The organism is Pleomorphovibrio marinus, assembly GCF_003347495.1.
GTDB classification, from domain to species: domain Bacteria; phylum Bacteroidota; class Bacteroidia; order Cytophagales; family Cyclobacteriaceae; genus Pleomorphovibrio; species Pleomorphovibrio marinus.
This window is the reverse complement of sequence record NZ_QCXY01000002.1, coordinates 214,764-235,389: the sequence shown is the minus strand read 5'-3', so window position 1 is coordinate 235,389 and position 20,626 is coordinate 214,764. Positions and strand designations below refer to the sequence as shown.

The 20,626-nt window shown below is 36.4% G+C and carries 21 protein-coding genes; 18 read left to right on the top strand and 3 right to left on the bottom strand.

The features are described from left to right. Positions 1-144 precede the first annotated feature (144 nt). On the bottom strand, positions 145-1,338 hold the full coding sequence (locus DB520_RS06985) for an ATP-binding protein (RefSeq protein WP_114748981.1): 1,194 nt from the start codon (positions 1,336-1,338) through the stop codon (positions 145-147). A gap of 256 nt (positions 1,339-1,594) precedes the next feature. Here DB520_RS06985 and DB520_RS26550 point away from each other — a divergent pair, with 256 nt between their 5' ends. The 17 genes from DB520_RS26550 (at position 1,595) to DB520_RS06910 (ending at position 18,240) form a co-directional block, all read left to right on the top strand. Next, the gene (locus DB520_RS26550; RefSeq protein WP_157971966.1) at positions 1,595-1,765 is read left to right on the top strand and encodes a hypothetical protein; all 171 of its coding nucleotides are present in this window, start codon (positions 1,595-1,597) and stop codon (positions 1,763-1,765) included. Positions 1,766-1,881: 116 nt separating this feature from the next. Next, positions 1,882-2,106, top strand: a complete 225-nt coding sequence (gene vap15 / locus DB520_RS06980; protein ID WP_114748980.1) for a type II toxin-antitoxin system VapB15 family antitoxin — start codon at positions 1,882-1,884, stop codon at positions 2,104-2,106. Positions 2,107-3,046: 940 nt separating this feature from the next. Further along, positions 3,047-3,805 (top strand): DUF707 domain-containing protein, encoded by a 759-nt coding sequence (locus DB520_RS06975; protein ID WP_114748979.1) that lies wholly within the window; start codon positions 3,047-3,049, stop codon positions 3,803-3,805. A gap of 20 nt (positions 3,806-3,825) precedes the next feature. Next, positions 3,826-4,248: a hypothetical protein gene (locus tag DB520_RS06970; RefSeq protein ID WP_114748978.1), complete on the top strand. Its 423-nt coding sequence runs from the start codon at positions 3,826-3,828 to the stop codon at positions 4,246-4,248. After that, the gene (locus DB520_RS06965; protein WP_114748977.1) at positions 4,235-5,452 is read left to right on the top strand and encodes a hypothetical protein; all 1,218 of its coding nucleotides are present in this window, start codon (positions 4,235-4,237) and stop codon (positions 5,450-5,452) included. Before DB520_RS06970 ends, DB520_RS06965 begins: the two co-directional genes overlap by 14 nt. Positions 5,453-5,508: 56 nt before the next feature. Then, positions 5,509-5,766 carry a hypothetical protein gene (locus DB520_RS27215; RefSeq protein WP_157971965.1) on the top strand — a complete coding sequence of 86 codons (258 nt, stop codon included), beginning with the start codon at positions 5,509-5,511 and terminating at the stop codon, positions 5,764-5,766. 827 nt (positions 5,767-6,593) lie between these two features. After that, complete coding sequence (locus DB520_RS06960; RefSeq protein ID WP_114748976.1) at positions 6,594-8,180, top strand: vitamin K epoxide reductase family protein; 1,587 nt, start codon at positions 6,594-6,596, stop codon at positions 8,178-8,180. A 95-nt stretch (positions 8,181-8,275) separates the two neighbouring features. Continuing rightward, complete coding sequence (locus DB520_RS06955) at positions 8,276-8,467, top strand: hypothetical protein (RefSeq protein WP_157971964.1); 192 nt, start codon at positions 8,276-8,278, stop codon at positions 8,465-8,467. Positions 8,468-8,535: 68 nt separating this feature from the next. Then, positions 8,536-9,672, top strand: a complete 1,137-nt coding sequence (locus DB520_RS06950) for a DUF4221 family protein (RefSeq protein ID WP_114748974.1) — start codon at positions 8,536-8,538, stop codon at positions 9,670-9,672. Positions 9,673-9,875: 203 nt separating this feature from the next. Next, the gene (locus tag DB520_RS06945) at positions 9,876-12,077 is read left to right on the top strand and encodes a peptidase domain-containing ABC transporter (protein ID WP_114748973.1); all 2,202 of its coding nucleotides are present in this window, start codon (positions 9,876-9,878) and stop codon (positions 12,075-12,077) included. Positions 12,078-12,079: 2 nt separating this feature from the next. Next, complete coding sequence (locus tag DB520_RS06940) at positions 12,080-13,384, top strand: HlyD family secretion protein (protein ID WP_114748972.1); 1,305 nt, start codon at positions 12,080-12,082, stop codon at positions 13,382-13,384. Between the two features lie 35 nt (positions 13,385-13,419). Then, on the top strand, positions 13,420-14,490 hold the full coding sequence (locus DB520_RS06935) for a glycoside hydrolase family protein (RefSeq protein WP_114748971.1): 1,071 nt from the start codon (positions 13,420-13,422) through the stop codon (positions 14,488-14,490). A 7-nt stretch (positions 14,491-14,497) separates the two neighbouring features. After that, on the top strand, positions 14,498-15,274 hold the full coding sequence (locus tag DB520_RS06930) for a galactosyltransferase-related protein (RefSeq protein WP_114748970.1): 777 nt from the start codon (positions 14,498-14,500) through the stop codon (positions 15,272-15,274). Between the two features lie 170 nt (positions 15,275-15,444). Next, positions 15,445-15,729, top strand: a complete 285-nt coding sequence (locus DB520_RS06925; protein ID WP_114748969.1) for a class I SAM-dependent methyltransferase — start codon at positions 15,445-15,447, stop codon at positions 15,727-15,729. A gap of 60 nt (positions 15,730-15,789) precedes the next feature. Continuing rightward, complete coding sequence (locus DB520_RS06920) at positions 15,790-16,026, top strand: hypothetical protein (protein ID WP_157971963.1); 237 nt, start codon at positions 15,790-15,792, stop codon at positions 16,024-16,026. A gap of 48 nt (positions 16,027-16,074) precedes the next feature. Further along, the gene (locus tag DB520_RS06915; RefSeq protein ID WP_114748967.1) at positions 16,075-17,310 is read left to right on the top strand and encodes a DUF707 domain-containing protein; all 1,236 of its coding nucleotides are present in this window, start codon (positions 16,075-16,077) and stop codon (positions 17,308-17,310) included. A gap of 582 nt (positions 17,311-17,892) precedes the next feature. Beyond that, entirely contained in the window at positions 17,893-18,240 is a 348-nt protein-coding gene (locus tag DB520_RS06910; RefSeq protein WP_114748966.1) for a LytR/AlgR family response regulator transcription factor, read from the top strand. 855 nt (positions 18,241-19,095) lie between these two features. Here DB520_RS06910 and DB520_RS06905 read toward each other — a convergent pair. Continuing rightward, a complete protein-coding gene (locus tag DB520_RS06905; RefSeq protein WP_232834874.1) occupies positions 19,096-19,482 on the bottom strand; it encodes a DUF5615 family PIN-like protein in 387 nt (128 codons plus the stop codon). Then, positions 19,439-19,666 carry a DUF433 domain-containing protein gene (locus tag DB520_RS06900; protein ID WP_198675257.1) on the bottom strand — a complete coding sequence of 76 codons (228 nt, stop codon included), beginning with the start codon at positions 19,664-19,666 and terminating at the stop codon, positions 19,439-19,441. The genes DB520_RS06905 and DB520_RS06900 overlap by 44 nt, the downstream gene beginning before the upstream one ends. Positions 19,667-19,912: 246 nt before the next feature. Here DB520_RS06900 and DB520_RS06895 point away from each other — a divergent pair, with 246 nt between their 5' ends. Then, entirely contained in the window at positions 19,913-20,518 is a 606-nt protein-coding gene (locus DB520_RS06895) for a Uma2 family endonuclease (protein ID WP_114748965.1), read from the top strand. The last annotated feature ends 108 nt before the right edge of the window (positions 20,519-20,626 follow it).

The window sequence follows — 20,626 nt, the reverse complement described above, 5'->3', positions numbered from 1 at the left end:
GAAACTTATGACTTTCTGTTGAGTAATTTTACTCATTTTATTGAGTAAATTATGAATTAATGTTTTTAATAATTGATTTTCTGTTGTTTATAAACTATTTTTATTCTTGGTAAACCAATAAATGAACGCCACAAGTACTGCCCTTTAAAACAAATCCAACACATTCATTTGCAAAAATTCTTGCCAATGAATCCCTGCGTCCCCAATCAGGAGGGATTTTTCAGGTTTGAATTTTTTATCAAAAGCCCCCAAGCCGGATAGCTTTCCTGTTTTCCCGGATTTCACTTCAAGCGCAATCACCTGCTTGTTGTACGCAACTACATAATCCACCTCATCATTGCCTTCCCGCCAATAGTAGATAGTTAGCTTTTTGTTTTTGAATGCCTGATTGATCAGGTGAGCACCTACGGCAGATTCCACCCACCTTCCCCAGGCTTCATGGTTTTTAAGTAACGTGTCAAGACTTTCGCTGGAAATCCCTGACATGATCGCTGTATTATGAACCTGAAATTTGGGACTGGAAGCGCGTTTCCTGATCATGTTGGGACTGTACTTTTCAATGCCCCCCAGCAGGCCGGCATCATTGAGTAATTCCAGGTAATTGGCCAGGGTGGTGGTATTGCCTGCTTCGGTTAGTTGTCCCATGATTTTGGTATAACTCAAAATCTGTCCGGAAAAGGCCGAACCCAATTCAAACAAACGCTTCATCAGGGCAGGTTTATCCACCCGGGTTAGCATCAGGATGTCCTTGGAGATACTCGTTTCCAAAAGTGCATCCCTGACATAGCTTTTCCATCGGTCTTCATCTTGTTTTAGGGTAATTGCACCCGGATATCCTCCAAACCACACAAACTCCTCGGCCGTCAGACCAAAGGCATCCTTCATTTCCTTGTAGGACCAATGCCCCAGGTATGTGGATTCAAACCTTCCTGCCAAAGATTCAGTGAGCCCCTGCTGCAGCATCAACCTTGAGGAGCCCAACAAAACAACCCTGATATCCCTGCCATCAAACGCATCTTTGTCCCATTCGGCTTTGACCTGCTCAGACCAATTGTTGATTTTCTGGACCTCATCGATTACCAAAAGAAAAGGTTTGTCAGCTTGCTGTTGCTGTCGGACCCGGGCGGATTCCCAGTTCTGCGCGATCCACAAACCATCTCCCGCAGGAACTGCATCAGCCGCCAGCAACAGATGAGGATAATCCAGGTCTTCCATAATCTGCCTTACCAAGGTGGTCTTACCTACCTGTCGAGGTCCGTAGATGACCTGTATATACCTCCTGGGCTCATCGTTCAGCCGTTTCAACAAACCTGCTTTTTCTATCCTTTGGTATGACATAATAATTTTACTCAATATATTAAGTAAAATAACTTAATATATTGAGTAAATACAAATTCCTAGCTTATTCAATTTATTTTCAGCGAATTTTAAGTTATACCCTGAGACTGGGTTCAGGGTCTTTACCGTATATAAAGCCAATAGAAATTATATTCGGGATTACTGTGGATGAAGAACCAGGGGTATTGGTTTTTGACAATAACCTGTCAAAAACACTTTGAAGGACTTTTTTTAGGTTTTCTACCGAGGCCAACCCATGATTGGGGCGAGTTGGGAAGGGTTGGTCAAAGAAAGCACCATCCAACAGCTACCCCTACATTGGCGAAGCAGCTACTTTAGTTCAAGCAATCAGAGTGAGGTTTACCTGGTTTTGGAAAGCCCTGCAGAGGAAGTTTGGGTGGTGGAAATAAAAAATTCCCAGGGATAGTGAGGCGTAATGGCATGCTGCGTCTAAAACCCTTTTATTGAACACTAAAAAAGAAATAGCAAAACTTTTGTCGGTCTTTTTTTGTAAATTTGATTAAGAATCAAGTTTAAAGTAGAATGAAAACGGCATTACAAATAGATTTAACCTTCGAGCAAATATTGTCGATAGTTCGACAACTTCCCAAAAAGCAAAAAATCAAGCTTACCAGGGAGTTGGAGAAAGAAGCGATTGACAGCAAACTTTCCCGTTTGTTAAAATCATTCAGGACAAATGATCTTGACATGAAAACCATAACGGAAGAAGTGGAAATCGTTCGACAAGAAATGTATGAAAAAAAGTAGAGATTCAACCTACACATTTCATTAATCGTGATCCTAAAGATAATTTTTTGTTGGATTTAATAGATTTTTAAAAGCTGATTTTTTGGTAACGGGCGATAAGGATTTATTAGAACTTAATCCATTTAAAACAGCGAAAATACTTTCCCCTGAAGAATTTGAAAACTATCTAAAAAAACAACACTATCCTCTAAAAAGAATAAAAGCCTAGCAGAGTTTGTCTTTAATTATATTTGATTCTTCACTCCATCCATGTTTCCACAACCTCCTTTATCCCCTACTAAAATCAATAATGACCTCAATCCCAAAAGGACTAATTAATCAAAAACCCATAAATGAAGAGGACCCATGGCGGTACATAAAAAGGTAAACCCTAAACACCTAACACCTTAATGATTACCCCTTAAGCCAAACCCCTGATGACAGCTTTCGGGAAAAAACTGCCCATTCACGGGATAAAACCTGCCATTTACGGGAAATAGCATTATTCCTATTCAATTTTAAAAATTAAACAGTTAGATTGAATTATTATTATTTCAAAAACATAATTTAATAAAACGAAATTATAGAAATACTTAAAGCTAATAAATTATTTTAACCTCAAATCAAAAAGATCAATTGTTTTCAAACTTTCAAAAAAATCTCCTAGCTGTTAAAAAATAGGTTTTGTAACGGATATCTGAAAGAAGAAATACTCTCCCACCCCCGTTACCCCAGCATACAAACAGTTTCTAAAAGGTTTGAAAAATATAATAACGGCGGGATTTCGCATAAAACCGGAAGGGATATGTTGAATAAGGTTCCCACATCTTATCATAGTACGGACCAATAAAAAAGCTAAGGAATCTCTTTTAAAGAGAAAAATTTATAAAAATAATAAAAAATTCATTGAAACCAATTCACTATTTATATAAGATAAAATTAATAAAAAAAATTTAACATAATGAATTTTAAAACAAAATCCAAAAATAATAATTTATTAATAACAACAATAGGTCGAAAAGGAGTTGAAAATTTAAAATTATGGTATTCATCTTCAAAAAAATATGACATAATAATATTAATATATGATGGAAAAGATAACCCATATTATAATATTAATTCAAACTATTATAAATTAATAGAAGGATTTAAATACCCTCTAATATATAATTTATTTAAGGAAAATAAAGAACTATTAATTAATTATGACTATTTCTTTTTACCTGATGAAGATGTAAAAATAACATCAAATGAAATCAATAAAATATTCAAATTTGTGAAAAAAATGAATATTTCACTATGCCAACCTTCATTGCACATAGAAAACGCTATTATGGGGATTTCAATTAATTACCCACAAACTAAATACAGAATAGTTACAGGGATAGATGTGATGTGTCCTATTTTTTCTAATAACGCACTAAAAAAATGCTTAAATACCTTTAAATTAAGTAATTCCGGATGGGGATTAGGAGAAGTATGGGGGAAAATATTGAAAAGGAATGGATGTAAAATAGCAATATTTGATTTAGTAGTTGCTCATCACACTAAACCGATGAATATATTAAATGGAGATTTATACAATAAATTACGTTATAAAAAAATTAAACCCAATGAAGAACAAATACTATTGCACAAAAAATTTAAGGTAAAAGTGGAATTAAAGAAATTCATTTTTCATACAAGTCTAGTAATTTACAACAATTATACAAATATTTAAAGTATATAAACCAAAAAATATTGAATACAGAATTAAAATTTCTAATTATAATTATAATTTATATCACACTATTTAAATTTATTAAAAAACTAAATTTAAAAATAGAAGTTGTAAAAATAATTTTTACAAATATTAAAATAAGATATAATCTTATCAAAAATAATTTTATAAGTTTCGAATATCTAAGTAGGCTAATTAATACTTTAATGAATGAAAGCAATCATGATGAATATAAAGAAATTAATATTCAATATTTAAATTCGACAATAAATGATTTTATGATATCAAGAATTAATAACCAAGTTAAAACAATTGATGGCATAGAAACATTATTAACAATGTTTAAAAAGCATCTTCAATTAAATTATGAAATATCAACAACAATGAATTATATTATGTTTAGTTCATTATATAATAGTTCAATATTAAATGAAAAATATTAATATTATAGTACTAGTTTATATACTATTGTGGTTAAGTTGTAATCCAGTTACTGTTGAACACACAGAAAGGTCAGATTACAAGTTTGAATTAATGGACTCTATCAAAATTGGCATACCATACAAGTTACAGTTTCTCAGCAAAAAATTAGAAAATGAAAAATTTCTATGTTATTCTCAAGTTGAAAACAAGTTTTACTTGATAAGAGCAAATGGTGAAATACTGTCAAATTTCAATAATCAAGGAGAAGGGCCTGAGGAATATTCTCACAATATTTTACAAGCAGGTATTTACAAAAATAAGATTTATATTCAAGACAATAAAAACCTAATCAAGTTTGATATTAAAAATAGTAAAACTTGGAAAAACTCCTATCAAAATCCTTTTTATATTGGCACAGGTGGCGGAATCAAAAATAAATTACTATTTATGAATGACTCAATATGGATAAACCCTATCCCTGTAACGGAGGTAGTTCTGGGAAGTAGTAGAAAAACCGAAGTTCTAGACACCATAAGCATTATTCAAATAAGAAAATTTGATATTGAGCTTGGAATTTCTGAAATCATTGATGAGATTGAGTATGAAAGAGGAAGCATAAATAAAAGTGATGAGATATATCCAAATTTCAATGTCATATTTGACATTGATGATTCAGGCAATATTTGGGTAATATATCAAAATGAACCTTCTCTATATAATTATAAAATTAATAAAAGCAATAAATTGTTACTATTCCAGCATTCCCAACTTGATATAAACTATTTTAAAGAGCCGAAAGGAGTAAGTGAAAAAGAATTAGATAACCCTAAAAACAATAGAAGTTCTCAACTAAAAGAAAATCCTGAAATTACCCTAAACAGAAATATACTAATTCAATTATCAGCAATAAACAGCCAAATATATGACATTTTTTATACTGAAAATAATACTATATTTATTATGTATAGAAATGGAATTCCAGATAAATATTTCCCTGAAGATGACATTTGGTATTATTCAGATGAATCCAAAAATTTTGGGGCAATAATTAAGGAAATGAAAGTTATTGATTCTGGAATATCATTACCAGAACATAACTCCACAAAGTTAAACCCCTATAACACATTGTATATTGGTGAAAACAAATGGCTAGTTCTCCAAGATTACGAAATCGAAATAGATCATCAGACAGCTTATATATATGAATTGATTAAATATAATTAATTGACTTCAATATAAAAAATATTTTGATATTATAATATTAACCTAAATTTACTATTATGAAAAAGAAAAGTATTAAATCGCTTGTTTCACATTTAGGAGATAATTTGACTAAGGAGCAAATGAAAAAATTAATTGGAGGAAATAGTATAGGACTCACCTCTGAAACATGTTCTGTATGTTATTTGTATGGTAGTACTGGTACAACTGTTGATACCTTAAATGTTGCACCAGGTACTCCAATGTCTCAATGCCAAATAGTCGCTGGTCCTGCTTGTTATGCGCACCCTCAGTGTTACACTTATAGTTGCCACTAGTGGTTATTAGTCAAAATATTTATTTCGTCTAATAACCAAGGTATTCCTTAAATACTATCGAGTTAAAATAAACGGTTCACAGAGTCAAATATTGCCGGTTTTCTTTATGAAAACCGGCTCTTAAGTTTGGATAATTAAGTGCATAAAACAGGTTAGACGGGTTTATTTTTGGCTCCTCGCTGATTATTCTCCATTGCAATGAAGTCGGATAAATTGATTTTGACCGAATCGGTCCAAATTATAGCCCTGAACTGATTGATCAGGTCCTAGGTTGTTGTTCTTTGGGTTTTCTTTTTTGAATACCATTTCGACCGTTCCACCAAGCCCTGAAAAGGGGAAATATTTTCGGCATCTAACACATACATTGTTAAATTAACAAAGTTAACAAATTATTACCCATATATTAACAGAGTTACTTTTTTTGTTATACGTGAAGGGATTTTACCTCGGCCATTTCTTATAACCGAACTACATCTAAAATAGCATTGTCAAAACCAATCCATAAATTGTTTTCTCAGTAAAAACCATACCCAATCTAATAAAACAACAGGATGATAATTATAGGTTCAAAAAAGCAAACTCATAACGTTTAGTATCTTTAAAACCAATCAATTACAAAATAGTAACAAAACTTCAAAAACAGCTTACGAGGAAAAACTGTCCATTCACAAGATAAAACCTACCATTCACGGGAAACAGCATTATTCGTATTCATATTTTTAAGTAAAACAGTTAGATTGACAAGTATTTATTACAAAAACATGATTTACTTAAACAAAAGAATTGGAATCCCTCAAGCTTTGTGAATGTTTTAAACTCCAATCCAAATGAACAATTGTTTTCAAGCTTCCAAAAAAATCCTTGAGTTGCTTCAAGTTCGGTTTACCGGAAAATTCCTGAAAGAGGAGGTGCTCTCCCACCCGCATTTCCCCAGTCTGTTGACGGTCTCGGATGTGTTGGAAAAGTATAACATCAGTCAGGTTTCACTTAAAATTGGGAAAGAAAAGCTGGATGAGGTTCCCTTGCCCTGTATCGTTCAGGTTTCGGTACAAGGAACCAATTTTTTTCATGCACTCTTCCATATTTCGGAAAAAACCGTTTCCGGCTATGATGAAAAGGGGAAGGAAATCAAAGTGGACAGGGAGGCTTTCATGAAAAGTTGGACTGGGGTGGTATTGGTGGTGGAAAGAAATGAAAACTCGGCCGAGCCAGGAATTGAAGAAAGGGTGCTGCAGGGGAAAATTAAAGCATTTCTGATGGGTGGAATTGCCCTATTCGCTTTTATTTCAATTGGTTCCGGATTGATTGAAATGATGGGAAGTTGGTATTGGCTTGCTGGTTTTGGCTACTTGGTTTTGAAGATGGCCGGATTGGGCGTTTCAGTATTGATTCTATGGCGGGAAATTGACAAGGAAAACTCATTGGTTCAAAAATTCTGCCCCGGAGGAGGGACGGTAGACTGCAACACGGTCTTAGACAGTACAGCTTTCAAATTTGCCGATGGTGCAATCAGCCCCGGTTCCCTGGCTTTTGCTTACTTCTTTGCCGGCTCCTTGATGCTGCTGACCCAAATATTTTCGCTTAGTTTACTAACTACATTAGCCTGGCTAAGTCTGGCTACGTTCCCTCTAGTTGTAATTTCCCTTTATTACCAAGCCTTCAAGCTTAAGAATTGGTGCCGACTTTGTTTGATTCTGATAAGTCTCTTACTGCTGGAGATGGCATTGGCCTGGGCACAGCAGTTATATCTGCATCCCATAGCATTACAGCAGGCTTCAGTTTTTGCCTTTATTTTTATCGGCAGTCAGTTGGGATGGATCTACCAGAGACCAATCCTTGATACAAAAGAAGATCTTTTTACATACAAAAGAAACTTAAAAAAATTAAAAAGTGATCGTGGAATTTTTCAGAGCCTGCTTTCCCGCTCAAAAAAGATAAAAAACTCAACTCAGGACCTAGGTATAATATTAAAAAACGAATCCCCAAGATACCAGGTGATCAAAGTGTGCAATCCCTACTGTGGCCCCTGTGCCAAGGCACATCCGGAGTTAGAACTACTGGTGGAGGAGGGAATTATTGACTTGCAAATTCTTTATTTTCCCAATGCAGATATGGAGGATATTAGAACAAAAACTATCAACCATTTTCTAGCCATAAACAGTAAGGAAAACCAGCAGTTTACACGGAAAGCTTTGGATCATTGGTATACTGCCGAAAAAAAGGACTATACGGTTTTTGCCCATCGCTACCCCATGAATGGAGAGCTCAACCAACAGCAGGAAAGACTTCTGGCCATGAAGGCCTGGTGTGAAAAGGAAGGGATTACCCATACACCGACCTATTTTATTAACGGTTATGAATTACCAAAGGAATACAGTATTGCAGACATCAAGGAAATAAGTGCCTACAAGTAGGTAAACAAAAATATTCAATCGCGATGAATGGGCACAAACCCCGGGTGTCCTTAGGTGGTCCGGGAAAACAATAAACTTCAACAAATAAAAGAAAAATGAAAAAGTTAAATTTAGAAAAATTACAGCTGGCAGCAGAGGATGTGCTACAGCGGAGTCAATTGGCAGAGATCTATGGGGGATATGGAGGTAGCGGATGTAATATCAATAACTGCTCTCCTACTGTTAGATGCTGTCCTGGTGACGAATGTAGTACTGCTGATGTGGGTGTCTGTCAAACACGATCCTAAAACGACCAGAATATTCAATACTGAAGAAGCTAATAGATTTAGCTTCTTCTTAATTTAACGTGTGTCATATGAGGTATTTAACATTGCTTGTAATTTTATACATTTCCCAATCATGTCAAAAAAACAAGGATAAAAAGAATGATCTTGATCTATTGTATTCGCTTGATACTGTTATCATTGATTCAAAAGGAAAACTGCTTGATTTGACTAGATATATCCTGATTTCTGATTTCGATAATGAAAAAGCATCAATTTTTCTATATAACGGCTTCGATCATTCCATAGATGAAGTAAGCCTTGAAAAATTAAAGGTTGTAAATAATTATTCCTTTGATGCTGAAGGTCCTAATGGAACAGGAGGAAACTTTTATAGTCTTAATTTATTGAATGACAGTTTGTTTTTTATTAAATCCTTTTATAGCTCAGCGATTTTTGATAAAAATGGACGCATAGTAAAAAAAATTGATTGGTTTAATTCTATTGATTCAAATGGTTTAAAATATGAAAATATTCCTACAAACGAGATCCTTGTTTGTGCCAAGAATGATCTAAAGGCTTATGGTTTAAGCTATAATAATAAAAATAGAGAAGTTTTTCTAGATGCCCTGTCAGTACAGGACAATTCAGTCAATCGATTGGATATTGATTCTAAAAAGACATATAGTGATTTAATTTTGGAAGTAAAAGATCCAGATGGTGATTTTTTTGTGAATCCATATGTGGATATAAAATCTGAGAATAATTTGATAATTATTAGTCACGAATTTTCAAACCAAATAGCCCTTTTCAATCCTAAAGGCGAGTTTGTAAAAACTGTAAATTATGATCCTGAATTAACTCCTAAACGTGTTAAGGAAATTGACAGTTCAAGTATTACAACAATTGAGCAAGTAGAGAAAGAATATCAAAATTATTTAGAGCAAGTCAAGTTTTATCATCCAGTCTGGGATAATCAAAAAGAACGGTATTTACGTTTGTCAACTAGACGCATTTTCTTAGACCGAAAAGAAGAAGATGAATTTCTTCCCGAGACATTAAATACAAAAACCTATTTATCTGTTTTTGATATCGAATTCAATCTGATCTCTGAATCAGAGATTTCTGAGTTATCATATAAATGGGGGAAATATTTTGCAAAAGATGGGAAACTGTGGATATTTCAAAATTTCTCAGATGAATTGGGATTTATTATTATCGATATTTAAGTACTCGAAATAGGATTGTTTATTATTGTTTATGGAGGATCCATATAATGAATTATATCCGGATCTTTCAGTTGGAATTGGGCAAATACAAGGTAAATGTTTGTGACAATTCTAGATATGGTACCCAAAAAGCAATAAAGTATGCGGGGTAAATCAGCTTATTTAAATTTTTGATTTTTAAAACTTTAAAATCATTAATTGTTTTGAAAACCAAGTTTCCTTCTTACAAACAACCCGATGCCAAAGACTGTGGCCCCACCTGCCTGCGCATCATCGCCAAGCATTACGGCAAATTGATCTCTCTGCAAGAAATTCGGGAAAATTCGGAAACCACCCGATCCGGAAGCAACCTGCTTAAGCTTAGTGAGGCGGCAGAGTTCATTGGCTTTAAAACCATTGGTGCAAAGCTTGATTTTAACAGGCTAAAAGAGGCTCCCCTTCCCCTGATCGTTCATTGGGATAAAAATCACTTTGTGGTAGTGTACAGGATCAAAAAGGATAAAGTGTACCTCTCCGATCCCGCCTATGGCCTGATCCACTTGACGAAATCTGAATTTATCTCTCGGTGGATAGGAAACGGTGCGGATGATGCTACCAAAGAAGGTATCACCCTGTTGCTGGAAGTTACCCCTGACTTCAAAAGGTTGAAATGGGAAGAAGAAGACAAGCGCTCTCTTCGCTTTCTGTTCCGGTATTTGTTTAATTACAAAAACTTGTTGGTTCAGCTTTGTATCGGACTGCTGGTAGGAAGTCTCTTGCAGCTTATTTTTCCCTTTTTGACCCAGAGTATCGTAGATGTGGGTATTCAAAACCAGGATATCGGTTTTATCTACCTGGTACTGATGGCGCAGGTGATGCTTTTTATGGGGCGTACCAGTGTGGAGGTGTTCCGAAGCTGGATTTTGCTTCACCTGAGTACCCGGATCAATATCTGCCTGGTATCCGACTTTTTTATCAAGCTGATGAGCCTGCCCATCGCCTATTTCGATACCCGGATGACCGGGGACATCATGCAGCGCATTAGCGACCATCGCCGGATAGAAAACCTGCTGACGGGAACCAGCCTAAGCACATTGTTTTCCTTTTTTAATTTCTTCGTCTTCGGAGCGGTACTCATTTACTACAGCCTAACTATATTTTTAATATTTCTGGGGGGAAGCATTTTCTACATCCTTTGGGTACTGTATTTTATGAAGCGCAGAAGGGAGCTGGACTACAAGCGCTTTGCACAGTTGAGCCAGGAACAAAGCACAGTGATCGAACTGATCAACGGCATGCAGGAAATCAAAATGCACAATGCGGAAAAGCAAAAACGCTGGAGGTGGGAATTTGTACAGGCCAGTCTGTTTAATGTCTCCATTAAGACCCTGTCTTTAGAACAGACCCAAGGGGTTGGTTCTTCTATGATCAATGAGCTCAAAAATATTCTTATCACCTTTATCTCTGCTGTGTTGGTAATAGAGGGAAACCTTACTTTGGGCATGATGCTTTCGCTCCAATACATCATCGGACAGCTAAACAGCCCCATCACCCAGGTTGTGGGTTTTATCCGGGCCTATCAGGATGCCAGTATCAGTCTAGAGCGGCTAAACGAAATTCATAACAAGGAAGAGGAGGAAGCTAAAGACAAGCAGTATATCCGAAAAGTCAGGGCAGCTAAGGAGTTGGCAGTAAGAAATCTTTCTTTCCGGTATATAGGTGCCGATGAACCGGTATTGGAGGGGGTCAATCTGACGGTACCTCCTCAGAAAATCACTGCAGTGGTTGGTGCCAGCGGAAGCGGAAAGACCACCCTGATGAAGTTGTTGCTCAAATTTTATGAACCCACCAAAGGAGAGATCCTTTATGGCAACCATGACCTGAAAATGATTGCTGCCAGAAGCTGGAGGGACCATTGCGGGGTGGTGATGCAGGAAGGATATGTGTTTAATGATACCATAGCGGCCAATATAGCCGTGGGCCAGGACCGCATTGATCAGGAACAGTTGTTCAAGGCCGCCCGGATCGCCAATATTTACGATTACATTCAATCCCTTCCGCTTGGGTTTAATACCAAAATTGGAAATGAAGGTGCAGGGATCAGCACCGGGCAAAAGCAACGGCTGTTTATCTCCCGGGCGGTATACAAGGATCCCCAAATCCTCTTTTTTGATGAGGCCACCTCGGCACTCGACGCCAAAAACGAACGCGTCGTAATGGAAAACCTAAAGCATTTTCTAAAAGGGAAGACGGTAGTGGTCATTGCACACCGCTTGAGTACGGTAAAAAATGCGGATCAGATCATTGTTATCGATCAGGGAAAAATAGTGGAGCAGGGGACCCATGACCAACTGCTGTATTCACAGGGGGCCTATTTTGATTTGGTGAAAAATCAGTTGGAGCTGGAAAAAATAAATGCGACCTAAGCATGCCGGATCAGCCTACCCATATCGATAACCTTCATCTCAGGTCAGAAGAAGTACAGGAGATCATCACCCGGCCTCCGGCCTGGCTGATCCGCTGGGGCATCACCCTGGTTTTTATCCTGACCTGTCTGATCATCGCGCTTTCCTTTCTTATCAAATATCCGGATTTTGTACAGGCCAAGGTACTGGTGACCACCCGGGAGCCGACGGAGCGGGTGCTTGCGCGTACTTCCGGTCAGATAGAAAGGCTCTTTGTGGAAAATGGTGATCCTGTCGCAGCAGGTCAACCATTGGCAGGGATCAAAAGCACTGCCGACCTCGGGGATATCCTAAGCCTAAAGGATGCGTTGGAAAGAAAGGGCTTTGGGAAGGAAAACAATTATAGTTTTCCTATAGATACCCTTTCCAATTTGGTACTCGGAGAGGTGGAGCCTTCTTTCTTGGAATTCGAACGAAATTACATGGAATACCACCTGCTTCAGGAGTTGCAGCCGTATACCGGACAGTTGGACGGCAGTCGTGCCGCTCTGATAGAAATCAACAATCGTATCGAAAAACAGCTCGCCCAAAAGGAGCTGTTGGAGCGGAGATTGGTGCTAATCCACATTGACTACGAGAGGAACAAGTCCCTTCATGCAGACGGGGTAATTGCCGACAAGGACTTTGAGGCCAGGGAGATGGAGTACCTTCAGGTCCAGGAGCAGGTCAACGGCATGGCCATTGCCATTTCACAGATGCAGGAAGCCCTCAATCTGAGGAACCAAACACTACGCACCACGAAAATCAACAAGAAAGAAGAGGAAACCCGTGCTTTGAAAAGCCTTATCCAGTCTTACCACGGCTTGAAACGTGCCGTCCGGGATTGGGAATATACCTATCTGATGAGTTCCTCCACAGGTGGGGTGGTCAGCTTTCAGAGAATATGGAGTGCCAACCAACAGGTAAATGCCGGTGAACCGGTATTTACCGTGCTTCCTGAAAAAAAGGATGAACTGATTGGCGCTATGAAGATACCTGCGCAGAATGCGGGAAAGGTGGCCATAGGCCTTAAAGTGCTGATCAAATTGGACAATTTCTCTTTTCAGCAATACGGGGCTCTTACTGGACGCATTACAAGGGTATCGGTCTCCCCTGATGATGAATTCAATTATTCGGTTTACGCCTCCCTTCCTGAGGGTACCCGAACCTCTTTTAACTTGACCATACCGTTTACACAGGAGCTCTTGGGAAACGCCGAAATCATTACCGAGGATCATAGTGTGGCAGAACGACTTTTCTTTAAGTTTAAATCAATCATGGCCAATTAAATCGATCGTAAATAAAAATCATAAATACCATAAATATGAAGCAGTTGCTCCCAAAACTCATAGAAATCAATAATTTGCTGGTGAAGTATGCCTCCTCCAATGAAATGCCTGGTCTGTTAAATGGAAAGATGGGCCTGAGCATCTTCTATTTTATGCTGGCCCGGGAAACCAATGATCCCGTACATCAATCCATGTCCGAAAGGTGCATAGGGGAAGTTTACGAGGCAGCAGGAAATGCTACCATCACTACCGATTTCGAAAATGGGCTGGCCGGCATTGCCTGGGGCCTGTGCCATCTGGTCAAAAATGATTTTGTAGAGGCTGACCCGGATGAAATTCTAGAAGATGTGGACGACCGCATCTACCGCTATTGGAATGAAAATAGGGATAGTTTGCCAGTTGATCTTAAACAGGGGTTGCTGGGTTACCTGAGTTACTATACCTATAGGCTGGAAATATCACTGGATCACAGTGACAAGGTAAACAGATATATCCATATCCGGGTGGTTTCTGAAATCATCAACAGGATCGGCCAACTGGTAGAAGAAGAACAATTTCAGAGCAGGGAACCGGCCTTGTTTTCCCTGTTTTGGGATCTTCCCCTTTTATTAATCCTAATGTCGAAAGCAAGACAATTACAGATCAATCCCAATAAGATTGACCGGATTCTGGACTTTCTGACACCAATAGTTTCTTCCCTATATCCTATGTTGCATAGCAACAGAATGTACCTCTTATTGGGTTTGGAAAGTGTTTTAGAGCATGTACCCAAACCCGAATTGCGAAGCCATGCGGATCTACTTGGGGATAGCATATGTCTTAACAAGATCATGGATGAAGAATTCAGAAATTTGAATATCCTGGCGACAGATGGTATCACAGGTCTGGCATTTATCAGCAGAAAATTGGCAGCACTTACTGGGGCTTCCGACCTACTACTTCCTCAGGAAAGGGTAATTCAAAAGATAACGAAATCGGTGTACTGGGATGAGGTTGGTTTTTACAAGGAAATAAAGAAAAATATTGGCTTGAGTACAGGCCTATCCGGAATGGGAATGCTCTTTCTTGAATATGTCAAAGATAGTTACTGGGTAAAAGTGGATTGAATACGAAATGGATAAGGAAAAATCAGACCTTAAAGATGTCACATTTATCATCCCCCTTCGGATAGACACGGTTGACCGATTGGAAAACACGCTCGTCATCGTGGATTTTATTTTGGGAAATTTCGATACCCAGATAAAAATTTTGGAAGCCTCCCACCGAGATACCGGATTGTTACGAAAGTTGCTTCCAGAGGTGGTGGAACACCGGTTTATGCAAGACAGCGACGCGATATTTCACCGAACGAAATATATCAATAACCTAGCAGGGATATGCGAAACCCCTTTTTTAAGTCTTTGGGATACTGATGTCTTTGTTCCGGTAGAACAAATTGAGGAAACCATGAGCTTGCTTAGGAAGGGGAAGACGGATTTTGTGACTCCCTTTCAGGACAAGTTTTTAGATACCTCTGAAATCCTGCGGGATCTATATATCCAATCAGGAGATATCAGAATATTGATGAAACATCAGGGAAAGATGAAGGTGCTATACAAACCAAATCCTGTGGGCGGGGTATTCTTTGCCCATAGGCAGTCCTATATTAATACGGGAATGGAAAACGAAAAATTTTATGGTTGGGGGCTAGAAGATGGAGACAGGGCAAACCGATGGAGGATACTGGGTTATAGGCATCAGCACATAAAGGGCCCTTTGTTTCACCTGAGTCACGGAAGAGGAGTCAACAGCACTTTTCAAAGTTTAAATCAAAGCGATTTAAAGCATGCAGAACTCTACAAAACCTTATCAATGTCTATATCTGAACTTAAAGAGCAAATCGGAAAATAGTTTCAAATAATTATACCATTTAAAAAAAATGTCAAAAAAAAGAATAGTATAATAATATTAAATGAAAATCCCAAATTGTTTATAAAAAATACACAAAATGAAATCAGATAATAGTCCAATAAAATTATAAGATAGAAATAACAAATTATAAATAAATCACATCTAATAACATGAAGTCACGTACAAAAATAATCAATGAAATATTCACTAAAAATAATTACAGAACTTATTTGGAAATTGGGCTAGGCACGGGTGAAAATTTTAAATCCATAATAAGTCCTTTAAAAATTGGAGTTGACCCCTATTTACCACAAATTGAAATCAATAAGAATGAAAAATTATATAGAATGACAAGTGATACATTTTTTGAAAACTTACATAATGAATTTGACCTGATTTTCATCGATGGACTTCATATTGCTGAACAGGTAGAAAATGACATTATAAATAGCTGAAATACATTATCTCAAAATGGTATAATACTTTTACATGATTGTAATCCATTTACTGAGTTGATGCAAATAGTCCCAAGAATACAAATGGAATGGACTGGAAATGTTTGGCGATCCTGTGTTGGATTTAGAACAAAATATGGAGACAAGATCCAAACAGCGCTTCTTGATGAGCCTTATGGTATATTTTCTATTTTCAAAACAGAACTTGAAATAGATAAAGAATTTACAGATTGGAGTACTTCTTATGAAGAATTCAGCAGGAACAAGCACAAATTATTAGGAAGATCTGAAAGTTAATACAACATTTACCACAATAAATATACATTTCATTTACATAAATCTATAATGGGTTTAGAAAAAATTATAAATAGCGAAAATAAATTTTTACTAATAACTACTGTAGGAGCTCGATCAACTGCAACTTGTTTAAATTGGATAAATAGCAGGGAAAGCTATGACATTATACTCATTTATTATGATAAAAACATAACGAAATCATATTTTTATCATGATTTAGCAGATGTAGTAATTTTTCAGGAGGGATATAAATACCCAACTTTATATTCATTTTTTAAAAAATATCCAAAGCTATTGGAAAAATATGAGTACTTTTTTCTTCCTGACGATGATATTGAAATATTTGGTTCAGAGATAGAAATTCTTTTTAGTTTTGCTCAAGAAAAAAGCATCGCTTTATGTCAGCCTTCAATTCAACCGATTAATTACACATATAATGTAACCATAAACAATCCCTATACATTTTATAGAAATGTCTCTATGATCGAGGTTATGTGTCCACTTTTTTCTAAAGAGGCATTAAAAATTTGCCTGAAAACTTTTAATGAAAGTCAATCAGGATGGGGGCTTGAACTAGCTTGGGCTAAATTATTAAATAGTAATAAATATATATTTTCTATATTGGACAAGGTAATAGCTTTACATTCTAAACCTATTAATTTATACGATGGGGTTTTATATAAATCTCTTCTAAAAAAAAAAATTAACCCCAATGTAGAGCTTAAAAATATGTGTGAAAAATACAATACCACAATTAATTTTGTGAATATTTCATTTTATTACATATTAGAATCACATCAAAAAATATATTTATTTTTTGATGATTTAAATAAAAAAATTCCTGATTTAAGTTTTAAAATAATAATTTCAATATACTTACATGTGAAAACTGTGAAAACTCTTTTGAAAATTAATAAAAACACATCCCAAGGTATATTGAATTTTTATGGAAAAAACTACAGGAAAGATGTCAACAATGAAATATATAGTTTTTATTATGATAATCAAAAACAATTTGAGAGTATTTTAAATGAAATTAATGTCAAAAATTCACATACAATAATTAGTAAAAATATAGACTTTAATAAATGGGATCTACTTTGCAACTTATTTATTACTGAACATTGTAATGATAAAATTGATTACGATAACACATATCACTTATTAGAAACTTTAAGCTATTTAATGAAAACACATCTAAATTTTTCCGAATATTTTGAGGAAATTTTATTCTATACCCTCAATAAGCTTTCTATTAGGTATATTGAAGACTATTTAAAGTAACAGAAATTAAGTAGTATTACTTTACTATCATTAGTTGATACGTAATTTTTGTATTACCTATCGATACCAGCCTTCCAGAATTTATTCATGATTTACATTTGTCCCGTTCTCTTCTCAAAATTTCCCGGGTTCCCAAACAACATCAATATCATCGAAATTGTAAAATCCCTGACACTCATTAGGGGTAAAAGAGGATTTTACCACCTACTTAGTGCCTGAAAAGGACATCGAGGAAGTTGCGAAAAAAATGAAGCATCTTATTAAAAACCCAATTGCCGAGGGGGGAATGGGGAAAAGGTGGAGGGTATTTGTCCAAAAAAAATCGACGACTCTCTAATCGGAAGGCAGTTGGAATAAATTTATTTAGAATACTTTAAAATGCCATAATTAAAAAATAAAATACAATTTTTAGATCTAATTTGTAAAATAAAAATTATTAATTACGTTTAAAACATAAAATAAATACAATAAATTTATTGAAACATGTAATATTTTATAATAAAAACAATATAAAAATTAGGAAGGTGTAAGTTTTTTTTTTTTATATTAACAAACTAGTTCAACCTTTTTATCTTAATTTTTATGGTAAACAATCCAATCGTTTTAAAATGCGGGCCCCGTATTCTTAACATTGACCCAGACCAGGTGACGCATATACAGGTGGATGATTATCTGTGTACTGTTCATTGCGAAGGCAGTAACTCCCATTCCTGCTGTCAATCTTTAAAAAAATTGGCCAAAGAACTTCCCGATAATTTCCAACGGATTAGCCGCAGTTGCATTATCAACTTAAGCCATGTACTGGAATTAGATGTGCGCAACAGGTCGGTAAGGGTATCCGAGGATGAATGGTTGGCCGTATCCCGTTCCAAATGGAAAAACCTCAAGATCAAATTAAAAGAGCACACTTCCGAATTTGTTTTAAGCTAAGACGAAAAGGGGGAAATGGTGAGAAAAGGAAAATTTTGTTTTAAGATTTATGATTATTTTCTCATGATACACAAATGGTTCAGGATAAAAATTTAGGATATAGGATTTTTGAGTGATGAATGATGAGTAAAAATAATTAATTTTTGGAAGGGTAAGAATAAAAGGGTAATATTTTCCCTTAAATATCCTAACCTCTTAATGGTTATTCAATTTCGAACTACGAATGGGGAGGGGATTAATTGAAAATGGAAAATTGAAAGTTGAAAATGAGGGATTACTAATGATTGGTTTGAGATTTAAGAATTTGGATTTAGGGTTTTTTAGTGATGAGTTTTGAGTTTTGAGTATTGAGTGAATGACATGAGTGATTTTTGGAAGAGTGGGATGAAAACAGTTCAGGTAATATTTTCCCTTTATTCTCCTAACTTCTTAATGGTTATTCAATTTCGAATGATTCAATTTCGAATTACGAATGGTTGATTTTGGATTTAGGATTTGAGTTTTAGAGTGAGGGATGATGGGTTATGAGTTATGAAGGGATGCGGGATGAAAGATGATATTTCTTATTTTTAGAAGAGAAAAATAATACTGCTCTGGTAATATTTCCTCTTAATTCACTTAACTTCTTATTGGATCCAAAATCGGTAAATACAGTATTACATACTTCCAAAAAAAACTTGAATCTGTTAAAATCCATTATATGTAATGTGTTTTATAAAAGAAATTATTTCCCCCCCACGTTATATTTTCCTGCGAAAAGTAAGTTGTTAGGTAATCCATGTATCCATACACCGAAACCACAAGTTTTGGGAAGTGATGGTGAGGAAGCATGAAATGGCACCTTTGGTTGGTTTTCTATTCTTTTTTTAGTTTAACTATTTCAAAACAACCGTAGCCTTCATCTGCATAGAATTTGAGGATTTCTTCCAAATTTTCTACCAATAGCCTAGATAGATTTTGTGTTGCAAGATTTCCTGTACGGATCCAAATGATTTTTGGTGGAAATCCATATAACAGATTTAAATCATTAAAATCGGAATAATTGGTAACGATAACATAGTTGTTTTCCTTTGCAAATTTCCAAATTTCCCGATCAGTAGCATTTAGTAAACCTTCCTTTTTGACGGAGCTCGAATCCGAAAATTGGCTGGGGATAAATTTTAATATTTGTGGGGTATATTCTGATCGAACAAAAACTTCATATTGCGATTTTATAAACCCTATTCTCCCTATCAGCAGCAAAACTTAATGCGGCATAAATATCCTCCTCGGTTAATTCGTCAAAATCAGATACGATATCTTGCACCGTCATTCCTGAGGCCATCCAACCTAAAATATCACTTACCGAAATCCGCATCCCCCGTATACATGGTTTACCACTACGCTTACCGGGTTCAATGGTAATTATATTTTTGTAGTCTATCATTGCTCAATTTTTTTGTAAATATACAGATTTTCAATCCATAGATTGTTCATGAATGCATTTCTAATCTTCATGTAGTTTCAAAACTAATTGATTATTTTGGCCTGACCATGCCAAGGGTTTCTACAAACAGAGCCTTTGTTGTATTCCCCCTTAATTCCCTTAACTTCTTAATGGTTGGAAAATCAAAACAACATTCACTAAAAAATGTGTAAATTTATCGTAACTTCAATCAAATAGACAAGAGCTATGGAAAAGGAACATAACGATGACTTGGTCAAAGAACCTTTCTCCGCTTATGGTTCTTACACGTATGCGGACTATCTCACTTGGCAGCTCGATGAGATGGTGGAGCTGATCCGGGGGAAAGTGTTTCGGCAGGCGGCGGCTCCCCGTAGAATCCATCAAGGGCTTACAGTGGCATTAGTTACGAGAATTCACGGATTTTTAAAAGGAGGACGCTGTAAGGTGTATACCGCTCCCTTTGATGTGCGTCTCCCTGTCTCCTCCAAAGATCCCAACAAAATCGATACCGTGGTGCAGCCGGATCTATGTGTGGTCTGCGACCCCGAGAAGCTGGACGAACTCGGCTGCGTAGGCGCGCCTGACCTGATCGTGGAGATACTGTCTCCCGGAAACAATAAAAAGGAGCTGCAACTCAAATACGAGGTGTACGAAGCATCCGGTGTGAAGGAATATTGGGTGGTACATCCCGATGAGCGCACCCTACTGATCTATACCCTGGAATCCGGGAACTACCGGCCATCCCGCTTGTTTACCCTGGGCGATCGGGTAGCATCTCAGGCCCTTCCTGGATTTGAATTGGATTTGGGTGAGGTGTTTGGGGAGTTGTAAGTTTAGGATGTTGAAATATCATTAAGATTGAAAAAATTAAACTCCAGATATGCCGCTGCCAGGATGAGCCGGAATGGCCTTGCTGGCCTGCCCTAGCCCACCACAATT